This is a genomic window from Amycolatopsis solani (genome assembly GCF_033441515.1).
GTDB lineage: Bacteria > Actinomycetota > Actinomycetes > Mycobacteriales > Pseudonocardiaceae > Amycolatopsis > Amycolatopsis solani.
The window spans coordinates 1,014,374-1,041,148 of sequence record NZ_JAWQJT010000002.1 but is presented as its reverse complement, the minus strand read 5'-3'; the positions used below and the strand labels follow the sequence as shown (position 1 = coordinate 1,041,148).

The 26,775-nt window shown below is 72.2% G+C and carries 25 protein-coding genes; 15 read left to right on the top strand and 10 right to left on the bottom strand.

Annotated features, from left to right (window positions below):
- The first annotated feature begins 10 nt into the window (after positions 1 to 10).
- Genes SD460_RS25470 through SD460_RS25455 form a run of 4 tightly spaced genes read left to right on the top strand, consistent with a single transcriptional unit; the run spans position 11 to position 4,381 of the window.
- Entirely contained in the window at positions 11 to 2,311 is a 2,301-nt protein-coding gene (locus tag SD460_RS25470; protein ID WP_290058781.1) for a glycosyl hydrolase family 95 catalytic domain-containing protein, read from the top strand.
- Positions 2,312 to 2,370: 59 nt separating this feature from the next.
- Complete coding sequence (locus SD460_RS25465; protein ID WP_290058782.1) at positions 2,371 to 2,739, top strand: DoxX family protein; 369 nt, start codon at positions 2,371 to 2,373, stop codon at positions 2,737 to 2,739.
- A gap of 17 nt (positions 2,740 to 2,756) precedes the next feature.
- Complete coding sequence (locus SD460_RS25460; RefSeq protein ID WP_290058783.1) at positions 2,757 to 3,527, top strand: alpha/beta fold hydrolase; 771 nt, start codon at positions 2,757 to 2,759, stop codon at positions 3,525 to 3,527.
- The gene (locus SD460_RS25455; RefSeq protein WP_290058784.1) at positions 3,524 to 4,381 is read left to right on the top strand and encodes a LysR family transcriptional regulator; all 858 of its coding nucleotides are present in this window, start codon (positions 3,524 to 3,526) and stop codon (positions 4,379 to 4,381) included. The genes SD460_RS25460 and SD460_RS25455 overlap by 4 nt, the downstream gene beginning before the upstream one ends.
- Positions 4,382 to 4,618: 237 nt before the next feature.
- Here the strand turns inward: SD460_RS25455 and SD460_RS25450 are convergent, their stop codons facing one another.
- Positions 4,619 to 5,464: an NAD-dependent epimerase/dehydratase family protein gene (locus tag SD460_RS25450; RefSeq protein ID WP_290058785.1), complete on the bottom strand. Its 846-nt coding sequence runs from the start codon at positions 5,462 to 5,464 to the stop codon at positions 4,619 to 4,621.
- Between the two features lie 102 nt (positions 5,465 to 5,566).
- Here SD460_RS25450 and SD460_RS25445 point away from each other — a divergent pair, with 102 nt between their 5' ends.
- Complete coding sequence (locus SD460_RS25445; RefSeq protein ID WP_318306823.1) at positions 5,567 to 6,325, top strand: HpcH/HpaI aldolase/citrate lyase family protein; 759 nt, start codon at positions 5,567 to 5,569, stop codon at positions 6,323 to 6,325.
- 10 nt (positions 6,326 to 6,335) lie between these two features.
- Here the strand turns inward: SD460_RS25445 and SD460_RS25440 are convergent, their stop codons facing one another.
- The 3 genes from SD460_RS25440 to SD460_RS25430 form a co-directional block, all read right to left on the bottom strand.
- On the bottom strand, positions 6,336 to 7,511 hold the full coding sequence (locus SD460_RS25440; RefSeq protein ID WP_318306822.1) for a CaiB/BaiF CoA transferase family protein: 1,176 nt from the start codon (positions 7,509 to 7,511) through the stop codon (positions 6,336 to 6,338).
- A gap of 22 nt (positions 7,512 to 7,533) precedes the next feature.
- Positions 7,534 to 8,514, bottom strand: a complete 981-nt coding sequence (locus SD460_RS25435) for a glycoside hydrolase family protein (protein ID WP_318306821.1) — start codon at positions 8,512 to 8,514, stop codon at positions 7,534 to 7,536.
- A 166-nt stretch (positions 8,515 to 8,680) separates the two neighbouring features.
- On the bottom strand, positions 8,681 to 10,000 hold the full coding sequence (locus SD460_RS25430) for a glycoside hydrolase family 6 protein (RefSeq protein ID WP_318307209.1): 1,320 nt from the start codon (positions 9,998 to 10,000) through the stop codon (positions 8,681 to 8,683).
- Positions 10,001 to 10,284: 284 nt separating this feature from the next.
- On the opposite strand from SD460_RS25430, the gene SD460_RS25425 reads away from it, so the two are divergent.
- Entirely contained in the window at positions 10,285 to 12,966 is a 2,682-nt protein-coding gene (locus SD460_RS25425; RefSeq protein ID WP_290051198.1) for a glycoside hydrolase family 9 protein, read from the top strand.
- Between the two features lie 48 nt (positions 12,967 to 13,014).
- Here the strand turns inward: SD460_RS25425 and SD460_RS25420 are convergent, their stop codons facing one another.
- The gene (locus SD460_RS25420) at positions 13,015 to 13,929 is read right to left on the bottom strand and encodes an SDR family oxidoreductase (protein ID WP_290051196.1); all 915 of its coding nucleotides are present in this window, start codon (positions 13,927 to 13,929) and stop codon (positions 13,015 to 13,017) included.
- 98 nt (positions 13,930 to 14,027) lie between these two features.
- Here SD460_RS25420 and SD460_RS25415 point away from each other — a divergent pair, with 98 nt between their 5' ends.
- The 5 genes from SD460_RS25415 (at position 14,028) to SD460_RS25395 (ending at position 18,363) form a co-directional block, all read left to right on the top strand.
- Complete coding sequence (locus SD460_RS25415) at positions 14,028 to 14,705, top strand: TetR/AcrR family transcriptional regulator (RefSeq protein WP_290051193.1); 678 nt, start codon at positions 14,028 to 14,030, stop codon at positions 14,703 to 14,705.
- A 98-nt stretch (positions 14,706 to 14,803) separates the two neighbouring features.
- Positions 14,804 to 16,126 carry a M20/M25/M40 family metallo-hydrolase gene (locus tag SD460_RS25410; protein ID WP_290051191.1) on the top strand — a complete coding sequence of 441 codons (1,323 nt, stop codon included), beginning with the start codon at positions 14,804 to 14,806 and terminating at the stop codon, positions 16,124 to 16,126.
- Complete coding sequence (locus SD460_RS25405; protein WP_318306820.1) at positions 16,126 to 17,019, top strand: alpha/beta fold hydrolase; 894 nt, start codon at positions 16,126 to 16,128, stop codon at positions 17,017 to 17,019. Before SD460_RS25410 ends, SD460_RS25405 begins: the two co-directional genes overlap by 1 nt.
- 32 nt (positions 17,020 to 17,051) lie before the next feature.
- Positions 17,052 to 17,651, top strand: coding sequence for an ArsR/SmtB family transcription factor (locus SD460_RS25400; protein WP_290051158.1), 600 nt, complete (start codon positions 17,052 to 17,054; stop codon positions 17,649 to 17,651).
- Positions 17,641 to 18,363 carry an SRPBCC family protein gene (locus SD460_RS25395; protein WP_290051156.1) on the top strand — a complete coding sequence of 241 codons (723 nt, stop codon included), beginning with the start codon at positions 17,641 to 17,643 and terminating at the stop codon, positions 18,361 to 18,363. Before SD460_RS25400 ends, SD460_RS25395 begins: the two co-directional genes overlap by 11 nt.
- A 132-nt stretch (positions 18,364 to 18,495) precedes the next feature.
- Here SD460_RS25395 and SD460_RS25390 read toward each other — a convergent pair whose 3' ends face one another.
- From SD460_RS25390 to SD460_RS25380, 3 genes are all read right to left on the bottom strand, one after another.
- Positions 18,496 to 18,720: a DUF5703 family protein gene (locus SD460_RS25390; protein ID WP_290051154.1), complete on the bottom strand. Its 225-nt coding sequence runs from the start codon at positions 18,718 to 18,720 to the stop codon at positions 18,496 to 18,498.
- The gene (locus SD460_RS25385) at positions 18,717 to 19,730 is read right to left on the bottom strand and encodes a YncE family protein (protein ID WP_290051152.1); all 1,014 of its coding nucleotides are present in this window, start codon (positions 19,728 to 19,730) and stop codon (positions 18,717 to 18,719) included. The genes SD460_RS25390 and SD460_RS25385 overlap by 4 nt, the downstream gene beginning before the upstream one ends.
- A 91-nt stretch (positions 19,731 to 19,821) precedes the next feature.
- The gene (locus SD460_RS25380) at positions 19,822 to 20,790 is read right to left on the bottom strand and encodes an aldo/keto reductase (protein ID WP_318306819.1); all 969 of its coding nucleotides are present in this window, start codon (positions 20,788 to 20,790) and stop codon (positions 19,822 to 19,824) included.
- An 87-nt stretch (positions 20,791 to 20,877) separates the two neighbouring features.
- On the opposite strand from SD460_RS25380, the gene SD460_RS25375 reads away from it, so the two are divergent.
- The 4 genes from SD460_RS25375 (at position 20,878) to SD460_RS25360 (ending at position 25,742) form a co-directional block, all read left to right on the top strand.
- Positions 20,878 to 21,915, top strand: a complete 1,038-nt coding sequence (locus SD460_RS25375; RefSeq protein WP_290051147.1) for an LLM class F420-dependent oxidoreductase — start codon at positions 20,878 to 20,880, stop codon at positions 21,913 to 21,915.
- A 1-nt stretch (position 21,916) separates the two neighbouring features.
- On the top strand, positions 21,917 to 22,759 hold the full coding sequence (locus tag SD460_RS25370) for an undecaprenyl-diphosphate phosphatase (protein WP_290051144.1): 843 nt from the start codon (positions 21,917 to 21,919) through the stop codon (positions 22,757 to 22,759).
- Between the two features lie 117 nt (positions 22,760 to 22,876).
- On the top strand, positions 22,877 to 23,596 hold the full coding sequence (locus SD460_RS25365) for a histidine phosphatase family protein (protein ID WP_318306818.1): 720 nt from the start codon (positions 22,877 to 22,879) through the stop codon (positions 23,594 to 23,596).
- 94 nt (positions 23,597 to 23,690) lie between these two features.
- Positions 23,691 to 25,742: a M3 family metallopeptidase gene (locus tag SD460_RS25360; protein WP_290051141.1), complete on the top strand. Its 2,052-nt coding sequence runs from the start codon at positions 23,691 to 23,693 to the stop codon at positions 25,740 to 25,742.
- Between the two features lie 12 nt (positions 25,743 to 25,754).
- On the opposite strand, the gene SD460_RS25355 is transcribed toward SD460_RS25360, so the two are convergent.
- The gene (locus SD460_RS25355; RefSeq protein WP_290051139.1) at positions 25,755 to 26,036 is read right to left on the bottom strand and encodes a hypothetical protein; all 282 of its coding nucleotides are present in this window, start codon (positions 26,034 to 26,036) and stop codon (positions 25,755 to 25,757) included.
- 69 nt (positions 26,037 to 26,105) lie between these two features.
- On the bottom strand, positions 26,106 to 26,696 hold the full coding sequence (locus SD460_RS25350) for a ClpP family protease (protein ID WP_290051137.1): 591 nt from the start codon (positions 26,694 to 26,696) through the stop codon (positions 26,106 to 26,108).
- Between the last annotated feature and the right edge of the window lie 79 nt (positions 26,697 to 26,775).

Below are 26,775 nucleotides of genomic sequence, written 5' to 3'. Positions count from 1 at the left end.
CGGATCCGACATGTCGAACCCTCCCTCTCGCCGTACGTTCTTCAAGCTGGGTGGCGCGGTCGGCGCCGGCCTCGCCTTCAGCGCCATTCCTCCCTTCGTGGCCAGCGCGGATGTGCTGCGTCCCGCTGAGGCGGACCTCGTGCCGGACGGCCGGGCGACGACGCTGTGGTACCCGGCTCCCGCGGCCGAGGACAAGATCATCGAACAGGGCCTGCCGATCGGCAATGGTCGGATCGGTGCCCTCGTGGGCGGCGACCCCGCCGCCGACTTCCTCTATCTCTCCGACGCGTCGCTGTGGACCGGGGGCGTCAACGACGTCCTCGAAGACGACGGCCAGTTCCCCTACGAGCGCGAGAAGTTCGGCACCCTCGGCCTGCTCGCGAAGGTCCGGATCGCCGTCCCCGCGCACACCGGCGTCACCGACTACCGCCGCACGCTCGACCTCAGCAACGGCGTCGTCGTGATCACCTACCGGCACCAGGGCGTGCGGTACCGCCGCGAGTACTTCGTGAGCCACCCCGACGACGTCGTGGTCGTCCGGCTCACCGGTGGTCCGATGACCGGCTCGGTCAGGCTGGAGCCCACCCGCGGCGAGACCACGTCCGGCGCGGCGGCGTTCACCGGCGAGTTCGCCAACGGCCTGAAGTACGCGTGCACCGCGGCCGGTGACGTGACCTTCAGCGGGAAGCGCGAAGTCGTCATCGTCCTCAGCGGCGGCACGAACTACGTGCCCGACGCGGCCCGGAAGTTCCTCGACGCTTCCCTGGACCCGCGGGCGCTCGCGAAGCAGAAGGCGTCGAACGCCCTGCGGGCCGGGGGTGGCGCCTTGCTGGCCACGCACGTCGCCGACTACCGGCGGCTCTACGACCGGATGGCCGTCGACCTCGGCCAGTCGCCGCCGGCCAAGCGCGCGCTGGACACGTGGTCGCGGCTGCTGGCCCGGCACGACGACCCGGCGACCGCCGACCCCGAACTCGAGGCGAGCTACCTGCAGTTCGGGCGCTACCTGACCATCACCGGGTCGCGCGACGGCCTGCCGATGGGCCTGCAGGGCCTCTGGCAGAACAACAACACGCCCGACTGGATGAGCGACTACCACACCGACATCAACGTCCAGATGAACTACTGGCTGGCCGACCGGGCGGGGCTGCCCGGGAGCTTCACTGCACTGGCGGACTACTGCCTCGCGCAGCTTCCCGTGTGGACGGCCACCACGAACCGCCTGTTCAACGATCCCCGCAACAGGTTCCGGAACACCAGCGGCAAGATCGGCGGCTGGGCGGTCGCGTTCTCCACCAACATCTACGGCGGTTCCGGCTGGTGGTGGCACCCGGGCGGCAACGCCTGGCTGTGCAACTCGCTCTGGGACCACTACGCCTTCACCCAGGACAAGGCCTACCTCGCGCGGATCTACCCGCTGCTCAAGGGCGCGTGCGAGTTCTGGGAGGCGCGGCTGCTGCCGATGACGGTCGGCGGGCGCCAAGTCCTGGTCGACGACCACGACTGGTCGCCGGAGCACGGCCCGCAGGACACCCGCGGGAACACCTACAGCCAGGAGATCGTCTGGGACCTGTTCGAGCACTACCGCGAAGCCGTCGCGGTGCTGGGGCGGGACCGCGCGTACGGCGACCGGATCGCCGGGCTGCAGCGGAAGCTGTACCTGCCGGAGGTCAGCCCCACGACCGGCTGGCTCGAAGAGTGGATGTCGCCGGACAACCTCGGCGAGACCACGCACCGGCACCTGTCCCCGCTGATCGGGTTCTTCCCCGGCGACCGGATCGCCTCCGACACAGCGCCGCCGGAACTGCTCGACGGCGTGCGCGCGCTGCTGATCGCGCGGGGCATGGACAGCTACGGCTGGGCGACCGCGTGGCGGTCGGCCTGCTGGGCCCGGCTCAAGGACGCCGACCGCGCGTACCAGCTGCTGCTCACGGTGCTGCGGCCGTCGGTGGCCAACGGCAACGGGACCGCGCCGAACTTCTTCGACATGTACAGCCAGGGCAGCTACACGATTTTCCAGATCGACGCGAACCTCGGCGCGCCGGCCGCGATGGTGGAGATGCTCGTGTACTCGCGGCCGGGGGTGCTGGAACTGCTGCCGGCGCTGCCCGCGGCCTGGGCGGGCTCGGGCCGGGTGACCGGCATCGGCGCGCGCGGCGGGTTCGAGGTCGACCTCTCCTGGCGGGCCGGGAAGGTCACGAAGGCGGTGATCCGCAGCGTCGGCGGCACCCGGACCGAGGTCCGCGCCGGGGCCTGGAACCGCGTGATCACCCTGCGGCCGGGCGGGTCGGTCACGGTCCAGCCGAGCTGAGGCGCATCCTCCGGAAAAAGGTGTAGTGTTCAACTACTTTCTTCGGACCGGAGGTGGCCGTGAACGTCGTCCTGTGGGTCGTGTCGGGTGTGCTCGCCGCGCTGTACCTCGGCGCGGGCGGCATGAAGCTCGCGACCCCGCGCGAGAAGCTGCTGGAAAACCCGAACATGGGCTGGACGGCGGACTTCTCCGGCGCGGCGGTGAAGGGCATCGGCGCGGTGGAGATCCTCGGCGCGATCGGGCTGATCCTGCCGTGGGCGCTGGACATCGCGCCGGTGCTGACCCCGCTGGCCGCGACCGGACTGGCGGTGGTCCAGATCGGTGCGATCATCGTGCACGCACGGCGCAAGGAAACCAAGGCGCTGCCGATGAACGCCGTGCTGCTCGTGCTGGCGGCGTTCGTGGCGATCGGCCGGTTCGCCGGCTGAACAGATCCGGAGGTGCGATGACGCTCATCGGCGGGCGCGAAGTGGCCTACACCGACCACGGCGGTCCGGGCCCGGTGGTCGTGCTCCTGCACAGCTTCCTGATGGACGGCCGGATGTTCGCCCCGCAGCTGGCGGCGTTCGAGGGTTTCCGGTGCGTCACCGTCGACGAGCGCGGGCACGGCGGCACCCCCGCCGGCGGGCCGTTCGACTACTGGGACGTCGCCCGGGACGTCCTGGGCGTGCTCGACCACCTCGGCGTCGAGCGTGCGGCGGTCGTCGGGACCAGCCAGGGCGGCTTCGTCGCGCTGCGGCTGGCGCTGCTGGCCCCCGCGCGGATCCGCGCCCTCGCGGTGCTGGGCACGTCGGCGGCCGCGGAGGACCCCGCCGTCGCGGCCGGCTACCGGGCGGTGCTGGACGCGTGGGTGTCCGGCGGCGCTCCGCCCGAGGTGCTCGACGGCGTCGCGCGGATCTGCTTCGGCGACTTCGACGTGGCGGAGTGGAAGGAGCGCTGGGCCGCGGTGCCGCCCGCGCAGCTGACGCCGGCCATGCACGCGCTCGTCGACCGGGACGCCGTGCTGGCGCGCGCGGGCGAAATCTCGTGCCCGGCGCTGGTCCTGCACGGCTCGGCGGACCTCGCCTACCCGGTCGAGCGCGCGGCGGAGCTGGCGGACGCGCTGCCCGCGGCCGAGCCACTGGTCGTCGTCGAGGGCGGCGCCCACTTCCTCAGCTTCACCGACGCGGCGGCGGTGAACCCGCACCTGCTGAAGTTCCTCGAGGCACACGCGTGACCGACGTCGACCTGCGCAAGCTGCGTTACTTCGTCGCGGTCGCCGAGGAACTGCACTTCGGCCGCGCCGCCGCGCGGCTGCACATCGCGCAGCCGGTGCTGTCGCGGCAGATCCGGGCGCTGGAGACGGAGCTGCGGGCGCGGTTGTTCCGGCGGGACCAGCGCTCCACCGAACTCACCGACGCGGGCCGTCAGCTCCTGGCGGACGCGCGTCCGCTGCTGGCCTCGGCCGAAGCGCTGCGCCGCCGGGTCGCGACGGCCGCCCGCGGGACGTTCACCGTGGCCTTCATGCCGGGCCTCACGGTCACCGAAGCGGTCGAGGCGCTGTCGGCGCGCCACCCCGGCGTCGCGGTCGAGCTGCTGCGCACGACGTGGGAGGACCAGACCGAGGTGCTGCACGACGGCCGCGCCGACGTCAGCGTGATCCGCCTCCCGGTGGACCGGCGCGGGCTGAGCGTCCGGCCGTGGTTCACCGAGCCGCGGGTGGCCGTGGTGCGGGCCGGCCACCGGCTGGCGGGCAAGGAGTCGGTGCGCGTCGCCGATCTGGCCGACGAGCACGTGCTCAACGATCCGGACGCCGTCCCGGAGTGGCGCGACATCGCGGTCGAGCTGCGCGACGGCCCGCCCCCGCCGCGGCGGGAGTTCCGCAGCGTCGAAGAGAAGCTGGAGCACGTCGCCGCCGGGCGGGGCATCGCCGTCGTGCCGCGGTCGACGTCGGCGTACTACACCCGGCCCGGCGTCGCGCACGTGCCGGTCGAAGATCTGCCACCGAACGAGGTGTGCGTCGCGTGGGTGGCCACCCGCCGGTCGCCGCTGATCACCGAGTTCGCGGAGATCGTCGCCGAGTCGCGGTGAGGCCGCCGCCCCGGGAACAGGCCCGCCCGCAGGGCCTGCCACAGCTTCGAAGGACGGCGGGGCGGGGCCACCGCGGGGGTGGGGCCCGCCCGGTACTCCATCTCCACCTTGGCCCAGTCGTAGATCCAGTCGCCTCGCATGCCGATCCCTCACTCCGTCGGACGATGGAGTCCACGATCGTGCTGAGGCCGCCCCGGCTGCATCGGGCGAACACGCACTCCGGCCGGGGCGGACCCCTTACCCCCGCAGTTCCGCGACGGCGTCGACGTGCCGTGGCGCCCAGCCGAGTTCCCGCCGCGCCCGGGCCGCGGTCAGCCGCTGGTCCAGCGCGAACGCCTCGGCGTTCGGACCCATCCGGTCCACCGCCTCCTCGATCGAGAGGTGCTCGACGCGACCCCCGGCGTGCGTAAGGGCCGCGGCGACGTCCCGCGCCGGGACGTTCTGGCTCACCCCCGCGTACACCGATTTCGCCGGCGCCCGCAGGGCGAGCACGTAGAGCTCGGCGATGTCCTCGACGTGCACGAGAGCCCAGTGGTTGGCGCCGTCGCCGATCACGGGGACAGCACCCGCCGCGCGCCCGGGCCCGGCGAAGAACGCCTCGACGAGCCCGCCGCCGAGGCCGAAGACCAGGCCGGGCATGACGAGCACGGGGTGGCCGCCGCGGGAGAGGACCCGGTCCTCGTTGGCACGGCGCCACGCCGTGATCGACGGCGGCGACTGGGGCGCGTCCTCGTCGACCACACCGCCGGTGTCGCCGTACACCCAGACGCCGCCGGTGTGCACGTACGGCCCGCGGTCGCCGAGGCCGTCCTGCAGCGCGTCCGCGGCCGCGCGGTCGACGGCGGCGGTGTCGTCGCCGTAGTGCTGGCCGAGGTGGACGACGCCGTCGGCCGAAGCCGCGGCGTCGCGGAGGACGCCGGTGTCCGTCAGCCCGCCCGGGACCGGTCGCGCGCCGAGTCCGGTGAGCGTGCGCGCCGCGGCGTCGCTGCGGGCCAGCGCGCTCACCTCGTGCCCGTCGCGCACGAGCGCCCGGACGGTCGAGCGGCCGACGTACCCGGAGCCGCCGGTGAGGAAGACCTTCATTGCCAACCCTTCGTGGTCGTGGTGGTTCGCCCTCCACTCTCGGCCGCACCCGGCCGCCGCGTCCAAGACCCTTTCCGGCGTCTTTGATACCTTCGGGGCATCATGACGGCGACGACGTTCCTGTTCGTGCCCGGCGACCGGCCCGACCGCTTCGGCAAGGCCGCGGCCAGTGGCGCCGACGTCGTGCTCCTGGACCTCGAGGACGCCGTCGCGCCGGGGGACAAGGACGAGGCCCGCGCGGCGGCCGGCGAATGGCTGGCCGGCGGCGGCCAGGCGATGGTCCGGATCAACGCCCCGGGCACCCCGTGGTTCGAGGCCGACGCCGCGCTGGTGGCCGCGCGCGGCGTGCCCGTCATGGTGCCGAAGGCGGAGACGCCGGGGGCGCTGGCCGGGTTCCGCGAAGTGGTGGCCTTGGTCGAGACCGCGCGAGGGGTCGAACGGGCCGGCGAGCTGGCCGCCGTCCCGTCGGTGGCGCGGCTGGCGTTCGGGAACGTCGACCTGGCCGCGGAACTCGGCGTCGAGCCCGAAGACCCGGAGCCGTTCGCCTACGCGCGCTCGCGGCTGGTGATCGCGAGCGCGGCGGCGGGGCTGGCCCCACCGGTGGACGGCGTCACGACGGACCTGCGCGACGACGAGCGGCTGGCCGCCGACGTCCGGTACGCCCGCCGGCTGGGCTTCGGCGGAAAGCTGTGTGTCCACCCGCGGCAGATCGCCGTGGTCAGGGCGGGGTTCGAGCCGACCGAAGCCGAACGCGAGTGGGCGCGCCGGGTCGTCGTGGCGGGGGATTCGGTGTCCACTGTGGACGGGAAGATGGTGGACAAGCCGGTGCTGGAGCGGGCCCGGCGCATCTTGGGGGAGTGACTTCCTCGCGCTACACGGCTCCCTGACGCCGCAACGCTTCCGGGTCGAGGCCGAACTCCCGCAGCACCGCGTCGGTGTGCTCGCCCACGGCCGGGACCGGGTCCATCCGCGGCTCGCGCCCGGGCACGGTGATCGGCGGCAGCGTCGCCCGGATCGGGCCGCCCGGCGTCGCCACCTCCGTGAACCGGTCGCGGGCCGTGAGCTGTGGGTGGGCCAGGACATCCGTCAGCTCGCGGCGGCGGGCGTGCGCGATCCGGCCCTTCGCCAGCCGCGCCTCCAGCTCGGCGCCGGTCAGCCCGGCGAAGATCGCGTCGATCTCCCGTTCCAGCGCGGGCCGGTTCGCGACGCGGGCGCTGCCGGTCGCGAACCGCTCGTCGGTCACCCAGGCCGGGCGCTCGACCGCGTACTCGCAGAACGCCGCCCACTCGCGCTCGTTCTGCACGGCCAGCACCAGCTCGGTCCCGTCGCCCGCGGCGAACGTGCCGTAGGGCGCGATCGCGGGGTGGCTGGTGCCGGTCCGCGGGGGCGGCGTCCCGCCGTAACCGGCGTAGTAGAGCGGAAATCCCATCCACTCGACGAGCGAGTCGAACAGGCTGACCTCCAGCTCGGTGCCCTGCCCGGTGCGCTCGCGGTCGTAGAGCGCGGACAGGATGCCGGAGAAGGCGTACATCCCGGCGCCGATGTCCGCCGCCGGGATGCCGCTTTTCGCCGGCTCCGAAGCCGAGCCGGTCACCGACACCAGCCCGGCTTCGGACTGGATGAGCAGGTCGTACGCCTTCGCGTCGCGGTAGGGCCCGCTCGAGCCGTACCCCGACACCGAGCACGTGATCAGCCGCGGCCGGGACGCGCGGAGCCCGGCCGCGCCGAGGCCGAGGCGCTCGGCGACGCCCGGGGCGAAGTTCTGCACGAACACGTCGGCCCGGTCCAGCAGTGCCGCCATGACCTCGCCCGCCGCCTCGCTCTTGAGGTCGAGGGTGACGCTCTCCTTCGACCGGTTGAGCCAGACGAAGTGGCTGGACTGGCCGTGCACGGTTTCGTCGTAGGCGCGGGCGAAGTCGCCGCTGCCCGGCCGTTCGACTTTGAGCACCCGGGCACCCAGGTCGGCGAGGTGCCGGGTGGCCAGCGGGGCGGCGACCGCCTGTTCACAGGACACGACGGTGACGCCGTCGAGGGGCAGCGAGAGCATGGCCGCATCCTGCCACCGGGGCTCAGACCGCGCGGGCGATGGCGATGTTCCCGGCGAGCCGCGCGCCCGCCTCGTAGATCATGTACTCGCGGCCCTGGTAGGTGCCGAAGCTCGGCGCCGCGCAGCGCCCGTTGTCCGGCGCTCCGGACAGCGGGGTGTGGAACACCCCGAGGTGGGTGCGCTTCGAGAAGTCGTTGCCGACCTCGGTGATCATCAGCTTGCCGCCGTGGGCGATGTCGGTGTTGTAGACGACGTACGTGCTGCCGTTCCGGAAGAGCAGGTGCGGGCCGCCGATGTCCGACGCGCCGACGTCGGTGTGCCGCACCAGCGGCGTCTGCGCGAACGTCCAGTTCAGCGCGTCGGCCGACCAGCCCCAGCCGATGTCGCGGTGGTTGGTCGTGTTGTTGAGCATGAACACCATGACGTACCGGGCGTTCTTCGCCGTCAGGTCGTGGCGGAACACGCGGGCGTACGACGTTTCGGTGGTGCCCGCGGGCTGCAGCCGCGTCGAGAGGACCTCCTTCTCGTAGGTGAAGTGGATGCCGTCGGCCGAGCTGGCCAGCCGCGTCACGGTGTTTTCGCCGTGGAAGTACAGGTAGAGCCGCTGGACGTCGTCGTTCCACAGCGCGTGCGGGGAGGAGACGTGGCTGACCGAGTACTCGCCGGCCCACGAGTTCTTGATGATCGGGTTGCCCGCGTACTCGGTGAACTCCTCGTCGAGGGAATTCGCGTACGCCAGGCAGATCCCGCCGGGTGCGTCGTGCGGGGCGTAGTAGAGGTAGTACGCGGCGAGCGCGCCCGGGATGCGGTCTTTGGTGCCGCGGACGCACGGGAAGATGAGCTCGCCGGTCGGGTTGTAGCGCAGCTTGCTCTTCACCAGGGCCAGGCGCTGGTACCGATAGTCCGGGAACCCGGCCGGTGCGGCGGTGGCGGCCCCGGGCAGGAGTGCGGCCGCGCCGAGCGCGGCGGTCCCGGCCAGCAGGCCGCGGCGGGTGAGGGTCATGGCCGCTCCTTCGTCGTCGAAGTGTGCCGTGACGGTGCCATGTGCCCGCACTCAAGACAAGAGAGTAATACGTATTATCTTCTCAGGGGCAGAATCGCGGGGGGTTTCGGGCAACGGAACGCCTCCTCGCCGGGAAGGACTCCCTGCGAGGAGGCGTCGGCTGGAGTCAGGAGCAGGAGGCGCCGTTGAGCGTCGGGGACTGGAAGGGTGGCGTGCCGCCGCTGTAGCCGGCGTTGTAGCCGATCGTCGCGGTCGCACCGGTGGCGAGGCTGCCGTTCCACGCCGCGCTGTCGACCTTGACGACGTCGCCGGTGTCGGTCCAGGTGCCGTTCCAGCCCTGATTGACGGTCACGCCGGGAGCGGCGAAGGTGAGCGTCCAGCGGTCGACCGGCGCGCCGCGGTTCTCGAGCACGATTTCGCCGGTGTACCCGCCGGTCCAGGCGCTGACCACCCGGTGCGTGACGTGGCAGGTGCCGGACGGCTGCGGGGTCGTGGTGGTGGTCGGCGTGGTGCTGGTGCTCGTGCCGGTGGTCGTGGTCGGGAGGGGACCGGCCGCGACGGCGAGGTCGTAGGCCCGCTGGGGTACGAACTGGCCGGCGGCGGCGATGCAGCCGTCCGCTTCGCCCGGCGGCTTGACCCAGAGGAACGCGGCGATCTGGCCGTCGCCGGTCTGGTCGGTGCTCGGCTTGCCGATCGCGCGTCCGCCCGGGTCACACCACTCGCTGCCCTGCGGGCCGTTGCCGTTGCGGCTCGTGTCGACCACGGCCTTCAGCCGCGAGGTGCCGAGCTGGCCGAGGATTGCCTTGTCGTAGGACACCTCGTCGGCGGTCGCGCGGTAGTTGGACACGTTGGTGGCGATGCCGTCGGCGCTGTTCGCGATGTCGGCGGCCCGCAGGCGCGAGGCGGCGTCGGCCGGGGAAAGCCACGCCGAGTGCCCGATGTCGAAGTACACCTTCGCCTGGCTCGAGCCGGCCTTGAGCTTCTTGCCCGCGTAGGCGATCGACGCGGTGGTCTGGCTCTGCTGGTCGCCGCTCTGGCAGTTCGTCATGAGCGCGAGCACGTCGGGTTCGAGCACGATGGCCGCGGGACGGCCCGCCAAGCCCGCCGCGACCTGGTCGATCCAGGCGCGGTACGCGTCGTGGGACGGTGCGCCGCCGCTGCTCGCCCCGCCGCAGTCGCGGTTGGGGATGTCGTAGACGACCATGATCGGGATCTTCCCGGCGGCGGCCGCCGCGCCGACGTAGGAGTCCACCTCGCCGCGCACGGCCGAGGTGTTCGTGGTGGTGAACCACCGGGCCTGCGGCACCGCCGCGACGCGGTCGCGGATGACCGCGGTCCGCGAGTCGCCGGGGTTCGCCGCGACCCAGCGGGCCGCGTTGGTGGCCGGGTCGACGTAGAACGCCGATTCGGCGGCCTGCGCGTCGCCCCACGTGACCGTGGTGAGGACGCCGGTCGTGACCAGCGCGGCGAGTGCGCCGGCTGCCACTGCCCTGCTTCGCATGCACTTCTCCTTCGGACGGCTGGGTGGCATGACACCACCGGTTCACGGATTGGGAGCGCTCCCAGCCGATCAGGACTGTAGCCGGGGAAGTGGCCGCGGGGAAGAGTTGCCGTGATTCCCTCGCTCAGCCCGCCAAAACCGGTGGTGCTCCGGCGGATGGCGTAGCCGGGCGCCGCCGAACCGGTCAGCCCGGGGCGGAGTGCTTTACACAGCGGATCCGGCTCCTTACCCTTCGGCTCTGGAAGCGCTCCCATCAACGAGGAGGCGGAGTGCGCGGCTCACTGACGAACGCGATGTCCCGGGTAGTCGTGGCCCTGCTCGTAATCGGCGCGGTGCTGGTGGCCCCGGCGGTGTCCGCGAGTCCCGCCGCCACCGGGAAGTTCAACTACGGCGAAGCGCTGCAAAAGGCCGTCTGGTTCTACGATGCCCAGCGTTCCGGTGCGCTGCCCGCCGAAAACCGCGTGTCCTGGCGGGGCCCGTCCGCCCTCGGCGACGGCAAGGACGCGGGCGTGGACCTCACCGGCGGGTTCTCCGACGCGGGGGACCACGTCAAGTTCGGGCTCCCGTTCGAGTTCAGCATGACCATGCTCGCCTGGGGAGCGCTGGAGAACCGCGCCGCCTACCAGGATTCCGGGCAGTGGCGGTACCTGCTGTCGAACCTGCGCTGGGGCGACGACTGGCTGATCAAGGCGCACCCGCAGCCCGACGTGCTCTACGGCCAGGTCGGCAAGGGCGACGACGACCACAAGTGGTGGGGCCCGGCCGAGACGATGACCATGGCGCGGCCCGCCTACCGCGTCGACGACTCCTGCCCCGGCTCGGACCTCGCCGGGGAAGGCGCCGCGCAAATGGCCGCGAGCTCACTGGTGTTCAAGGCCGACGACCCCGCCTACGCGGCCACCCTGCTCACCCACGCCAAGCAGCTGTATTCGTTCGCCGACAACCACCGCGGCGCGTACTCGAACTGCATCACCGACGCGCAGAACTTCTACAAGTCCTGGAGCGGCTACCAGGACGAGCTGGTGTGGGGCGCGATCTGGCTCTACAAGGCCACCGGCGACTCGAGTTACCTGACCAAGGCCCGCACGGAATACGAGAAGCTGGCCACCGAACCGCAGACCACCACCCGCTCCTACCGCTGGACGCTGGCCTGGGACGACAAGTCCTACGGCGCCTACGTCCTGCTCGCCCAGCTCACCGGCGACGCCGAGTACGTCGCCGACGCCAACCGCTGGCTGGACTGGTGGACCACCGGCGTCAACGGCCAGCGCGTGCCCTACTCGCCCGGCGGCCAGGCCGTGCTCGACCAGTGGGGATCCCTGCGCTACGCGGCGAACACCGCGTTCGTGGCCCTCACCTATTCGGACTGGTTGCGTGCCCACGATCCCACCCGCGCGACGACGTACCACGCCTTCGGCGTCCGGCAGATCGACTACGCGCTCGGCGACAACCCCCGCGGCGCGAGCTTCGAGGTCGGGTTCGGGGTCAACCCGCCCCGCAACCCGCACCACCGCACCGCACACGGCTCGTGGGACGACACCATCACCAACCCGGCGCAGAGCCGGCACACCCTGTACGGCGCACTCGTCGGCGGCCCCTCTTCGGCCAACGACGCCTACACCGACGACCGCGGCAACTACACCATGAACGAGGTGGCGCTCGACTACAACGCCGGCTTCACCAGCGCGCTGGCCCGCCTCTACGGCGAGTACGGCGGCACCCCGTCGGCGAGCTTCCCGCCGGCCGAAACCCCGGACGGCCCGGAGATCCTCGCGCAGGGCGGGCTCAACCAGCCCGACGGCGGCACCTTCACCGAGATCAAGGCGTACGTGCTCAACAAGTCGGCGTGGCCGGCGCGCACCTTCACCGGTTCGCTGCGCTACTACTTCACGCTCGACGGCGCCACCACACCCGCCCAGATCTCGGTCACCTCGGCGTACAACCAGTGCGACGCGCCCGCCGTGCGCCAGTTCTCCGGCCAGGTGTACTACGTCGAGGTGCCGTGCTCCGGCGGCGTCGCCCCGGGCGGTCAGTCCCGCTACCGCAAGGAAGTGCAGTTCCGGATCGCCAGCACCGGCACCTGGGACCCCGGCAACGACTGGTCGCACACCGGCCTCGCCCCCAGCGGGACCGCACCGGTGAACGCCACGAGGCTGGTGCTCGCGCAGGGCGCCACGGTGCTGTGGGGCAGCGAACCCGGACCGTCCACAGCGGACACCACCCCGCCGTCCGCACCGTCGGGGGTCACCGCCACCGCCGGCCGCACCAGCGTCGGGCTCAGCTGGACCGCCGCCACCGACGACGTCGGCGTGGCCGCCTACGACGTGCTGGACTCCGCCGGTGCGACGATCGGCAGCACGACGAGCACGAGCTACCAGGTCACCGGCCTCACTCCCGGGACCGCGTACACGTTCTCGGTGCGCGCCCGCGACGCCGCCGGCAACCGGTCCCCGGCCGGCGGCCCCGTGTCGGTCACCACCACGACCGGCGGTGGCGACCCCGGTACCGGCGAACTCGCCGTGCAGCAGCGCGGCGGCGGCGCGACGGACAACCAGATCCGCACCAGCCTGCAGATCGTCAACCGGGGGAGCACCCCTGTCGCCTTGACCGGTGTCACCGCGCGTTACTGGTTCACCGGCGACGCCACCAATCCGGGCTACCAGATCTGGTGCGACTACGCGGTGCCCGGCTGCGGGAACGTCACCCTCCGCGTCGTGAAGCTCGCTTCGCCGCGCCCGGGCGCCGACGCCTATGTCGAGCTCGGCTTCAGCGGCGGCTCACTGGCCGCCGGCGCCGCCACCGGCGAGGTCCAGATCCGGGTCGCCAAGGCCGACTGGTCCGCCTTCACCCAGGCCGACGACTACAGCTTCCGCACCGCGGCGTCGTTCAGCGACCTCGCCACCACCACCGCCTACCGGTCCGGAACCCTCAGCTGGGGGATCGAGCCCTGAGTCACCCCCGCCGATCCCACCAGGCGCGCGGTCGGCGCGGGTGAAGCCTCAGGCGTGGGCGGGCAGCGAGACGCCGGTGAGGCGTTCGGACTCGGTCCACAGCCGCTCGGCCATGGCCCGGTCCAGCGCGCGGCGCGGCGGCCGGGTGGTCCGCGACGGGCCGACCAGCCCCCAGCGGGGACCGTAGTAGCCGCCGGGCACCGCGTCCGGGCTCGTCGCGGCGTACAGCAGCGGTTCCGCGCCCTGCTCGACCCCCTGGGACGGCAGGAGCTTGAACAGCAGCGACTCGAGCGGGCCGGGGCCGCCGCCGGCCAGGCCCGGGCCCGATACCAGCAGGTTGGTGCGGGTGTATCCGGGGTGCGCGGCGGTCGAGAGGAGCGGCCAGCCGCGCTCGGCCGCGATGTCCGCTAGGCGCAGCGTCAGCATCAGGTCGGCCAGCTTCGACCGGGCGTAGGCGCGGTTCGGGTGGTACGCGCGGTCCCACTGCAGGTCGTCGAAGCCGATCCGGCCGGCATTGGCCCGGCCGCTGCTCATCGTCGCCACCCGCGGGGCGGGGGCGGCGAGCAGCAGGGGCAGCAGGCGCACGGTGAGGGCGAACGGGCCGAGGTAGTTGCTGCCCAGCTGCAGCTCGAAGCCGTCGGCCGTCTCGAACCGCCGGGGCGGGGCCATCACGCCGGCGTTGTTGACGAGCAGGTCGAGCGGCCGGCCGCCGTCGATCAGCCCGTCGGCGAACTCGCGGACCGAGGCCAGGTCGGCCAGGTCGATCCGGCGCATTTCCAGGTGGGCGTCCGGGTGTTCGGCGAGGAGTTCGCGGCGGGCGTGCTCGCCCTTCTCGGGCGTCCGCACGGCGAGGACCACGTCCGCGCCGGCCGCGGCCAGGCGCTTGGCAGTTTCCTTGCCGGTTCCGCTGTTGGCGCCGGTCACGACGGCGAGCTTCCCGCGCTGGTCAGGGACTTGGTACATGGCACACCTCTCTAAGTACCGCTGGTACGTTACGTACGCTCACGATAACGTACCGGTGGTTCGTTGACAACGTACCGGGGGTACGTAAGATGGGAGAGGTGAACTTCAAGCGCGCCCGGACCGACGAGCAGCGGGCCGAGCGACGGCGCGCGATCCTGGCCACCGCCGACGCGTTGCTGGCCGAGATGCCGGTCGCCGAGCTGAGCTTCAACGAGCTGAGCCGCCGGGTGGGCCTGGCCAAGGCGAACATCGTGCGGTACGTCGAGTCGCGCGAAGCGGTCCTGCTGGACCTGCTCGACCGGCACGTGCGTGACTGGATCGCGGAACTGGCCGAATCGGCGCCCGGGCCGGGATCGGTCCGCGAGCGCGGCGACCGGCTGGCGCGCCTGGTGGCCGAGTCGGTGACCCGGCGCCCGGTGCTGTGCGACCTGATCAGCTCGCAGGCGGCGGTCCTGGAGCGCAACGTTTCCACCGAGGTGGCGCTGGAGCACAAGCGCGCGTTGCGGCGGGCCCTGGAGTCGCTGGTCGCTGTGGTCCGCCGCCACGTGCCCGAGCTGACCGAGCAGGCGGCGTACGAGCTGGTGGGCACGGCCCACCTGGTCACCGCGGCGGCGTGGCCGCACAGCCGGCCGTCGGAGGCGTTGCGGGCGGCGTACGAGCTGGATCCGGCGGTGGCGGCCACCCGGGTGGACTTCACCGAGCTGGTGCGCCGCACGCTGGAAGTGGCGATTTCGGGACTGCTGGCCCGTGAGCGGGAGCGGCCCACCGTTCCCTGATGAGGAGAAACCCCCCCAGGGTGTCACCGCCGGGCCCGCGACCGTCCCACCAGGCGCGTGGTCGGCGCACGCGGCCGTGCGGGTGATAGGAATGGCCGGTGACCGAACCGAACACCATCGAAGCCGCCGCGGCCGAAGCCGTCACGCTGACCAGTGAGCTCATCCGCATCGACACGACCAACACCGGGGACCCCGACACGCTGGTCGGCGAGCGGGCGGCGGCCGAGTACGTCGCGGAGAAACTCACCGACGCCGGCTACGAGATCACCTACGTCGAGTCGGGTGGGAAGAACCGGCACAACGTGATCGTGCGGCTCGAAGGCGCCGATCGGTCCCGGGGCGGGCTGCTGATCCACGGGCACCTCGACGCCGTGCCCGCGGACCCGTCGGAGTGGTCGGTCCACCCGTTCTCCGGCGCGGTCCAGGACGACTACGTCTGGGGCCGCGGCGCGGTCGACATGAAGGACATGTGCGGGATGGCGCTCGCGCTGGCCCGGCACTACAAGATCAACGGCATCGTGCCGCCGCGCGACCTCGTGTTCGCCTTCCTCGCCGACGAAGAGGCCGGCGGCAAGTACGGCGCGCAGTGGCTGGTCGAGAACCGGCCCGAGCTGTTCGAGGGCGTCACCGAGGCGATCAGCGAGGTCGGCGGCTTCTCGATCACGCTCAAGGACGACGTCCGCGCCTACCTCATCGAGACGGCGGAGAAGGGCATCCGCTGGATGAAGCTGCGCGTGCGCGGCACCGCCGGGCACGGGTCGATGATCCACCGCGACAACGCGGTCACGAAGCTCGCCGAGGCCGTCGCCAAGCTCGGCAACCACCGCTTCCCGCTGGTGCTGACCGACTCCGTGAAGGAGTTCCTCGCCGGCGTCACCGAGATCACCGGCTGGGACTTCCCGGAGGACGACCTCGAGGGCTCGGTCGCCAAGCTGGGCAACATCTCCCGGATGATCGGCGCGACCCTGCGCGACACCGCCAACCCGACCATGCTCACCGCCGGGTACAAGTCGAACGTCATCCCGTCGGTCGCCGAAGCCGCGGTCGACTGCCGGATCCTGCCCGGCCGGCTCGAGGCGTTCGACCGGGAGCTCGACGAGCTGCTCGGCCCGGACATCGAGAAGGAGTGGATGGAGCTGCCGCCGGTCGAGACGACCTTCGACGGCGCGCTCGTCGACGCGATGACCGCCGCGGTGCTGGCCGAGGACCCGGGCGCGAAGACGCTGCCGTACATGCTCTCCGGCGGTACCGACGCCAAGTCGTTCCAGGACCTGGGCATCCGCAACTTCGGCTTCGCGCCCCTGAAGCTGCCCGCGGACCTCGACTTCTCGGCGCTCTTCCACGGCGTCGACGAGCGGGTCCCGGTCGAGGCGCTGAAGTTCGGCACCCGGGTGCTGGACCGGTTCCTGCGCACGTCCTGATGACCGGCTTCGCGCTCGCCGACGGCACGTCCCTGCAGGTCATCCGCAGGGGCGATCCGGCAGCGCCGGTGACGGTGATCTTCGTCCACGGCTACGCGCTCGATCAGCGCAGCTGGGGCCGGATCGCGCCGCTGGTGCCGGACGCGGCCGAGGGGCCGGTGGCCGTGCTGACCTACGACCAGCGCGGCCACGGCGGTTCGGGGCGGGCGCGGCGCGGCACCGCGACCATGGCGCAGCTCGGCGACGACCTCGCCGAGCTGGTCGAGCGCGAAGTCCCGGACGGCCGGGTGGTGCTCGTCGGCCACGACATGGGTGGCCTGGCGATCATGTCGCTGTCCCAGCGGCACCCGGAGCTGTTCGCCGCGCGGGTGGCCGGCCTGGTGCTGCTGGCGACGTCGTCCGGCACGCTCGCCACCGAGGTGTCGGCGGCCTGGCCGAGCGCGCTGGGGAAGCTGGCGCGCGACCTCGAAGCGGTGCTCGGCTCGAAGCTCTTCGGCGTCGTGCGGGAGCACACCAGCCGGGCGGTCAGCGCGGGCCTGCGCTGGTGGCTCTTCGGCGACGACCCGGACCCGGAGCAGGTCGAGCTCACCGTGAAGATGATCCGCGGCAACTGGCCGCACACCGTCTCGGTCTTCCGCCCGGCACTGGACGCCTACGCGCGCGACGCGGCGCTGGCGCAGGTGGGCGAGGTGCCGGTGACGGCGATCGTGGGGGAGCGGGACCGGATCGTGCGGGCCTCCGACGTCGAGCAGTGGGCCGGCGGGCTCGGCGACGGGACCGCCGTGGTGCTGCCGGGGGTCGGGCACGTCGTCCCGCTGGAGGCCGCGGCGCAGGTGCTGCCCCGGGTGGTCGCCCTGGTCAACGCCAGCCACCGACAAGACGAGAGTTCTTGACAACTTCTCTGTTCGGAAGCGATGCTGGGCGCATGTTCTCCGTGGCGGTGATCGAAGACCCGGCCGCGGCCGAGGTGTCGCTGGACCCGATCCGCGCGCGCCTGCTGGCCGAACTGGCCGAACCCGCGTCCGCGACGATGCTCGCGGCGCGCGTGGACCTGCCGCGCCAGAAGGTCAACTACCACCTGCGCGCGCTGGAGGCGCACGGCCTGGTGGAGCTGGTCGAGGAGCGGCGCAAGGGCAACGTCACCGAGCGGATGATGCGGGCGACGGCGTCGTCGTACGTCATCTCGCCGATCGCCCTCGGCGCGGTCCAGCCCGACCCCGCGCAGTCGCCCGACCGGCTTTCGGCCCGGTGGCTGCTCGCCGTGGCCGGCCGCCTGGTGCGCGACGTCGGCCTGCTCATCACCGGCGCGGCCAAGGCGAAGCAGCGGGTCGCGACCTTCGCGCTCGACGGCGAAGTCCGGTTCGCCTCGCCCGCCGACCGGGCCGCGTTCGCCGAGGAGCTGACCACGGCGGTCACCGCGCTGGTGGGGAAGTACCACGACGAAGCGGCCGAGAAGGGCCGCGGCTACCGGGTGGTCGTCGCCGTCCACCCGAGCATCCCGGAGGAGACCGCAGGTGGGGCCTGAGTTCGAACGGACCGACGTCGCCGAGGTCGGCGCGACGCCGGAGCAGGTGTGGGAGGCCATCGCCACCGGACCGGGCATCGACTCGTGGTTCATGGGCCGCAACGAGGTCGAGGGCGGCACCGGCGGCGTGGTCCGCGGCGCGTTCGGCGGTTACCAGCCGGAGTACCGGATCCGCGAGTGGGACCCGCTGGAGAAGCTCGTCTACGGCACCGACCCGGGACCCGACGGACGCCGGATCGCCTACGAGTTCCTGATCGAGGGCCGGGACGGCGGCAGCTCGGTCATCCGCTGCGTCACCAGCGGCTTCCTCCCCGGCGACGACTGGGAGGACGAGTTCGAGGCGATGACCGCGGGCGGCGCGCTGTTCTTCCGCACCCTGGTCGAGTACGTCACGCACTTCGCCGGCCGCACGGCGGTCCCGGTGACGGCGTTCGGCCCGCCGGTGGCGGACTGGGACGAGGCGTGGGCCCGCCTGGGCACAGCGCTGGGGCTGTCCGCCCGCCCGGCCGAGGGCGATGGGGTGTCCCTCGGCGGCGTTGTGTACGTGGCCAACGACCAGACGGTGGGCATCCGGACGGCGGAAGCGTTGCTCCGGTTCATGAAGGGGTTCCGCGGCCCGATGGTCGCGTCCCACCACGTGTTCACGCCCGGAGCGGACGCCGAGGTGGAGGAGAAGACCTGGAGCACGTGGCTGAACCGCGTGTTCGGCTGACCTCGCCCGGACTCCCCAGCGCCCCAATGTGGCCTTGGTTGCGTCTTGCGCACCGAAGGCCGCCTTGGGTGCGTCTGACGCACCGAAGGCCGCCTTGGGGCGCTGGGGCGAGACGCGGAGTAGGTCGTGCGGTTAGGTCGGGAGCCCGGCCGGCAAGCTCTCCTTGGTCTTCTTGCGGCGCAGCCAGACCCGGCGCGTCCCGTCGGCGTAGAGCCGCACGGTGCGCAGTTCCCAGCCCGCGAACTCCGCGTGGATGGAGAGCTGGATCGCCGCCGCACGCCGGGACACGCCCGGGGGGAGGTGCAGGCGGCGGTACTCCCAATCCCCTTCGACCACCGCCTCGCTGACCGTCGTCATGGCTGGATCACCTGGGTCCCTTCTCCGGCGGCCGAGCCGACGAGCACGCGGCCGCTGCTCTCGTCCACCCCGACCGAGTCCGGCTGGCGCACGGTCGGGAACCGGTACTTCTCCACGGGTTCGCCGCCGCGGACGTCGAACCCGACGACTTCGTTGCGTTCGGTGAGCGTCACCCAGGCCAGGCTCCGCTTCGCGTCGTAAGCGATCCCGTACGCGCCGCCCGGCACCGGGTAGCGCTGCCGCAGGATCAGCGGGCCGGCCGAGAACGCCAGCAGCGCGCCCGCGCGCACGTCGGTCACCAGCACTCGCCCGTAGGAATCCGCTACGGCGTTCGCGGCGCCGTCGCCCGCCCGCAGGCCTTCACCGACCTTGCCCGCCGCGACGTCGACCGAGAACACCGCCGTGCGCAGCCGGTCCAGCACCACGACGCCGGTCCCGGTGTCGACGACGTCGTCGGCGCTGTAGAGCTGCCCGCCGATCGTCCGGGCCGGACCGCTCGCGGGGAGCACCTGGATGTCCTTGCCGTCGCCCATCGCGACCAGCCTGTCCGCGCCGAAAGCGATGCTGGACGCCGGTTTCCCGCCGGTCTTCGTCTCGGTCAGCTTCCGGTCGGGCAGCGTCAGCTGCTGCACCACGCCCGCGCCCGGTTCCGCGATCTCGACCCGGCCCGGCGCCGCGGTCAGCTTCTCCGCCTTGCCGTATAACGGCATATTCACCGGGGGTGACGCGAGCGAGTTCAGGTCGTAGAGCCGCAGCGAGGGTGGGTCGGAAAGCGCCACGACGAGGGTCGAAGTCTTCGCGTCGACAGTGAGGGCGGAAACGGCGCCGCCGGGCAGGACCTGCCCGGCCGGTGGCACGCTCACCGCGGGGGAGGCGGGCGGGCCCGCGGCCTGCGGGTTCGCCACGATCTGCAGCTCGTCACCGGTCGACTGCGCCGACGAACACCCCGAGAGCACCATGGCACCGGCGAGCGGCAGTGCGATCCACGACACGGCGGTGAGCCGACGCACCCTGTGGCCTCCGGTTGTCCCTCGACGGTTGTCGTTCACCAGCATGCTCCTCGATCCCCTTGCCGTCACGTACGTGTCACCCAACAGACACCTACCGCGGCCACCGCTCGGGGTAGCCGACCTCGATCGCGCTGACGTCGTCGAGCGCGGACCGGATGGCGGGCGGCAGGGTGATGCCTTCGGCGGTCAGCGAGCCGGTGAGCTGACCGGTGTCCCGCGCGCCGACGACCGGGGCGACGACGCCCGGGCGGTCGCGGACCCAGGCCAGCGCGACGGCCAGCGGCGACGTGCCCAGCCCGTCGGCGGCGGTGGCGACCGCCTGCACGATCCGGGCGGCGCGGTCGGTGCGGTGGTGCTCGACGTAGCCGGCGTACGCGCTGTTCGCGCCGCGCGAGTCGGCGGGCGTGCCGGTGCGGTACTTGCCGGTCAGCACGCCGCGCCCGAGCGGCGCCCAGGGCAGCAACCCGATGCCGTGGTGCTCGGCGGCGGGCACGACTTCGCGGTCGACGCCGCGTTCCAGCAGCGAGTACTCGACCTGGGTGGAGACGATCGGGGCGACCGCGGCGGCGCCGGCGGCGGCCGTCGCCAGCTGCCAGCCCGCGTAGTTCGAGACCCCGACGTAGCGAACCTTTCCGCTGGTCACGGCGTACTCCAGGGCGGCGAGCGTCTCGGCGAGGGGCACGCAACCGTCCCAGGCGTGCAGCTGCCACAGGTCGATGTGGTCGGTGCCGAGCCGCTTGAGCGAACCGTCGAGCGCGCTGAGCAGCGCGCCGCGGGAGGCGCCGCCGCCGAACGGGCCGTCGGTGCGCTTGGCGACCGCCTTCGTCGCGAGGACGACGTCGTCACGGGGGACGAGGTCGCCGAGCAGCGAGCCGAGCACCCGCTCGCTCTCGCCCTCGCCGTAGATGTCGGCCGTGTCCACCAGGGTGCCGCCGGCGTCGACGAAGGCGACCAGCTGGCTGGCCGCCTCCTCCGCGTCGGTGTCGCCACCCCAGGTCATGGTGCCGAGCGCCATCCGCGAGACCCGCAGTCCCGAGCGGCCGAGCAGTCGCTTTTCCACGACCGCCGAGCCTAGTGGGCGGGCCCCGGCGAACCTGACCAAGGTGAGTCGTGTCGCGGCCGAGGGCCCCCGTTAGGGTTCGGCCCCGTGCGACTCGGACTCAATCTCGGCTACTGGGGCGCGGGGAACGACCCCGCCGACGTGGCGCTGGCGAAACAGGCGGACGACCTCGGTTACGCCGTCGTGTGGGCCGCGGAGGCCTACGGCTCGGACGCGGTGACGGTGCTCACGTGGCTCGCCGCGCAGACGTCGCGGATCGACGTCGGGGCCGCGGTGCTGCAGATCCCGGCCCGGACCCCGGCGATGACCGCGATGACGGCGGCGACGCTGGACAACCTCTCGGGCGGCCGGTTCCGGCTCGGCCTCGGCGTGTCCGGCCCGCAGGTGTCGGAGGGCTGGCACGGGGTGCGGTTCACCTCGCCGCTGGAACGCACCCGGGAGTACGCCACGATCGTGCGGTCGGCGCTGCGGCGCGAGCGCCTGCGGTTCGAGGGCGATCACTTCACGGTGCCGCTGCCGGACGGCCCCGGCAAGGCGCTGCGGCTGACCGTCCGCCCGGCGCGCAAGCACATCCCGCTGTACCTGGCCGCGATCGGCCCGAAGAACCTGGAGCTGACCGGCGAGATCGCCGACGGCTGGCTGCCGGTGTTCTTCTCGCCGTCGCACGCGGGGGAGCAGCTGGCCCGGATCCGCGCCGGCGCCGAGCGGGCCGGGCGCACCCTGGACGGCTTCGACGTCGTCCCGACGGTGCCGCTGGTGCCGGGGGAGGACTGGCGGGCCTGCGCGGACGCGGTGCGCGGCTACGCGGCCCTGTACCTGGGCGGGATGGGGAGCAAGGAGAAGAACTTCTACAACCGGCTGGCGTGCCGGATGGGCTTCGCGGCCGAAGCCGCGGAGGTGCAGGAGAAGTACCTGGACGGCGACCGGGCGGGGGCGATGGCGGCGGTGCCGCTGGAGTTCCTCGACGCGACGTCGCTGCTGGGACCGAAGGAACGGATCGCGGAGAAGATGACCGAATTCGCCGAAGCCGGCGTGACGACCCTGTCGGTGTCGCCGTTCACGCCGGAGCCGGCCGGCGCGCTGGAAACCGCCGTCGAGGCGCTCGAGCTGGCGGGGGTGGCCTGACGTGGGCTGGTTCGAAGCACTGGTGCTGGGACTGGTCCAGGGCCTGACCGAGTTCCTGCCGATCTCGTCGAGCGCGCACCTGCGCATCGTCGCGGCGCTGGCCGGCTGGGACGACCCGGGCGCGGCGTTCACGGCGGTGACCCAGATCGGCACCGAGCTGGCGGTGATCATCTACTTCGGCCCGAAGATCGGGAAGATCCTGCGTGCCTGGTTCTTCTCGCTGTACCAGGCGGAGTGGCGCCGCGACCCGGACGCCCGGCTGGGCTGGCTGATCATCGTCGGCTCGCTGCCGATCGTGGTGCTGGGGCTGCTGCTGCAGGACCAGATCGACAGCGCGTTCCGCGACCTGCGGATCACCGCGAGCGTGCTGATCGTGTTCGGCCTGATCCTGCTGCTCGCCGACCGGATCGGGAAGCAGGAGCGCACGCTCGACCAGCTGACGGTCCCGCACGGCCTCGGCTTCGGCTTCGCGCAGGCGCTGGCCCTGATCCCGGGCGTGTCCCGCTCGGGCGGTACGACCAGCGCGGGCCTGCTGCTGGGCTACACCCGCGCGGAGGCGGCGGAGTACTCGTTCCTGCTGGCGCTGCCGGCGGTGTTCGGGTCGGGCGTGTACAAGCTCAAGGACATCGGCTCGGGTGACGTGCCGGCCCAGTGGGGCCCGACGATCCTGGCCACGCTGGTGGCGTTCGGGGTCGGGTACGTGGTGATCGCGTGGCTGATGGCCTACATCAAGAAGCGCAGCTTCGTGCCGTTCGTGGTGTACCGGCTGGCGCTGGGCGTGCTGCTGTTCGTGCTGATCTTCACCGGGGCGCTGGACCCGAACGCGGGCCCGGTCGGCCACTGATCCGCCGGTCACCAGCCCTCGTGAGTGTTTGGTCGGGTTAGAACCCGACCAAACACTCACGAGCCGGCCGCCGAGCCTGGCCGACCGCGTGATCGGTTCCCCCGTAGGGTGGGTGCCGTGAGTACGGTCATCCTCCTCCGGCACGGCAAGTCGACGGCCAACGGTTCCGGCATCCTCGCCGGGCGCTCGCCGAAGGTGAACCTCGACGACACCGGCCGCGCGCAGGCGGAGAAGCTGGTCGAGCGGCTGGACGGCGTGCCCCTTTCGGGGCTCGTCGTGTCGCCCATGCTGCGGTGCAAGCAGACGGTCGGCCCGCTCGCGGCCGCGCGGAACCTCGAAAAGACCGTCGAGCCCGGGCTGTCCGAAGTGGACTACGGCGACTGGACCGGCAAGGAGCTCAAGCACCTGGCGAAGGAACCGCTCTGGCGGGTCGTGCAGGCGCACGCCTCCGCCGCGGTCTTCCCCGGCGGTGAGGGGCTCGCGCAGATGCAGGCGCGGTCGGTCGCCGCCGTGCGGGCGCACGACCGGCGGATCTCGGCCGCGTACGGCGACCACGCCGTGTGGCTGCTGTGCAGCCACGGTGACGTGATCAAGTCCATCCTCGCCGACGCGCTCGGGCAGCACCTCGACGCGTTCCAGCGGATCGTCGTCGACCCGGCGTCCATCTCGGTCGTGCGCTACACCGAGACGCGGCCGTTCGTCATGCGGGTCAACGACCACGGCGGTGATCTGCGCGGCATCGTGCCGCCGGAACCCAAGCCGGAAGGCAAGCCGAAACGGGGCAAAAAGGCCGCGTCGAGCAGTGACGCCGTCGTGGGCGGTACCACCGGGCCGTGAACTTGGCCACCTCCGGAAAGCGCTGACATCGATGACGGGGTAACCCGTAGGGTGGCGGGACCGAGTGTTCCACCCCGACCAGGAGCCTGCGCCGATGATTTCGCCGGACAACCCGTTCGCCGCACCCAGCGAACTGCCCTACGCCCTGCCGCCCTTCGACCGCATCGCCGACGAGCACTACCGGCCCGCGTTCGAGGCCGGGCTGGCCGAACACGCGGCGGAGATCCGGCAGATCGCGGAGCAGGACGCCGAGCCGACGTTCGACAACACCGTCGTCGCCCTCGAGCGCGCCGGTGAGCTGCTGGGCCGCGTCGCGAGCGTCTTCTACAACCTGGCCGGCTCGAACAGCACCGACGAGATCCAGGCCATCCAGGCGGAGTTCGCGCCGAAGCTGGCCGCGCACCACGACGCCGTCCACCTGGACCCGAAGCTGTTCGCCCGCATCGACGCCCTGCACGCCCGGCGCGACGAGCTCGGCCTCGACGAAGAGTCGCTGCGGCTGCTGGAACGGCGGCACACCGACTTCAGCCGCGCCGGTGCCGGGCTCGGCGAGGCCGAGCAGGCCCGCCTGCGCGAGCTGAACGAGCAGCTCTCCACCCTCCAGACCAAGTTCCAGCAGAACCTGCTCAAGGACACCAACGAGCTCGCCGTCGTCATCGAGGACCGGGCCGAGCTGGCCGGCTTCGGCGACGGCGCGATCGCCACCGCGGCCGAAGCGGCGGCCGCCCGTGGTGCGGACGGCAAGTACGTCATCCCGCTCACCCTGCCGACGAGCCAGGCGTCGCCGCTGGAGACCCTGCGCGACCGCGAAGTCCGCGCGCGGATCCACGCCGCGTCGATGGCGCGCGGCAACCGCGGCACCGACTTCGACAACAACGGTGTCGTCGCCGAGATCGTCCGCCTCCGCGCCGAGCGCGCCGCGCTGCTCGGCTACCCGGACCACGCGGCGTACATCATCGCCGACGAGACGGCCAAGACGGCGGAAGCCGCCGCTGGGCTGCTCGAGCGGCTGGCGCCCGCCGCGGTCGCGAACGCCCGTGTCGAGGCCGCGGAGCTGCAGCAGCTGCTGGAGGCCGATGTTCCGGGCGCGACGCTGCGGCCGTCGGACTGGCCCTTCTACGCCGCCCAGGTCCGCCGCGAGCGCTTCGACGTCGACACCGAGGCCCTGCGGCCGTACTTCGAGGCCGACCGCGTCTACCTCGACGGCGTCTTCTTCGCCGCGAGCAAGCTCTACGGCCTCACCATCACCGAGCGGCACGACCTCCCCAAGTACCACCCGGAGGTCCGGACCTTCGAGGTGTTCGACGCCGACGGCACCGCGCTCGGCCTCTACCTGCTCGACCTCTACGCCCGCGACGCCAAGCGCGGCGGCGCCTGGATGAACACCTTCGTCGACCAGTCCGAGCTGCTGGACCGCAAGACCGTCGTGGTCAACGTCCTCAACGTCGGCAAGCCGCCGGCGGGGGAGCCGACCCTGCTGACCTTCGACGAGGTCGTCACGGCGTTCCACGAGTTCGGCCACGCCCTCCACGCGCTGGTCTCGTCCGTCCGCTACCCGACGTTCTCCGGCACCAACGTGCCCCGCGACTTCGTCGAATACCCGTCCCAGGTCAACGAGATGTGGATGCTGTGGCCGGAGGTGCTGGCCCACTACGCCAAGCACCACGAGACGGGGGAGGCGCTGCCGCAGGAGCAGGTCGACAAGCTCCTCGCCGCCCAGCAGTACGGCGAAGGCTTCGCCACGACCGAGTACCTCGCGGCGTCCCTGCTCGACCAGGCCTGGCACGGGCTCGGCGTCGACGACCGGGTGGAGGACGTCCAGCGCTTCGAAGCCGAGGCCCTCGTGAAGGCGGGCGTGGCCGTCGAGGCGATCCCGCCGCGCTACCGCACGACCTACTTCGCCCACATCTTCAGCGGCGGCTACAGCGCCGGGTACTACTCCTACATCTGGAGCGAAGTCCTCGACGCCGACACCGTCCAGTGGTTCCGGGAGAGCGGGGGACTGACCCGCGAGAACGGCGACCACTTCCGCCGCACCCTGCTGGGCCGGGGCGGCAGCGTCGACCCGATGGACGCCTTCCGCGCGTTCCGCGGCCGCGACCCGGAGATCGAGCCGCTGCTGGCCCGCCGGGGTCTGAGTCTCTGACTGTATAACGACCTATACCGCGGGGCTGGTGTCGAAAAACCAGCCCCGCGGTCCTTTTTGTACGCCGGAAAACACGCCCAGAGCAGGGACCCTCAGGTGACCAGCCGAAGCCAGGCTGCCGCGAGGACGCCGTGGCCGGCGGACGTCGTCGTCGATGCGGATGTCCCCGGCCTCGGTGACGCCTTCGACCGGCAGGAGGAACGGCTCGATGAGAATCAGCTGCGTGCCGGCTTCGGCGAGGGGTGCGAGCAGGCGGTCGTAGCCGGCCGCGAACTCGGCGGTGGTGATCGTCATGTGGTCGAGGGTGCTGGGGGTGGCTGGCGGGGAACGCACAGCGGGCTGGCATTCCCCGCCAGGGGTGTGTCAGGCGGTCTGCTCCTGGGCGACGATGTGGTCGACGAAGCCGTAGGAGAGGGCTTCGTCGGCGTCGAACCAGCGGTCGCGGTCGGCGTCGGCGGTGATGCGTTCGACGGTCTGGCCGGTCTGGGCGGCGGTGATCTGGGCGATGCGGCGCTTCATCTTGCCGAAGACCTCGGCCTGGATGGCGATGTCGGTGGCGGCGCCGCCGATGCCGGCGGAGGGCTGGTGCATGACGATGCGGGTGTTGGGCAGGAGGTAGCGCTTTCCGGGGGCGCCGGAGGAGAGCAGGAACTGGCCCATGGAGGCGACGAAGCCGAGGCCGTAGGTCGCGACGTCGGGTTTGACGAGTTGCATGGTGTCGTAGATGGCCATGCCGGCGGTGACGGAGCCGCCGGGTGAGTTGATGTAGAAGGTGATGTCCTTGGCCGGGTCGTCGGCGGCGAGCAGGAGGAGCTGGGCGATGATCCGGTTGGCGACGTCGTCTTTGACCTCGGAGCCGAGGAAGACGATGCGGTCGCGCAGGAGTTGCTGGTAGACCGAGTCTTCGGGGGTGGTGCCGGGGGTGTGCATGTCGGGTACGGCGAGAAGGGTCATGGGGCGACGGTAGGGGTGGAGCTCGGTGGGGTGGGGCGGGTTTCGCTGTGGGCGTGGGGTGTTCGCGGGACGCGAAAGG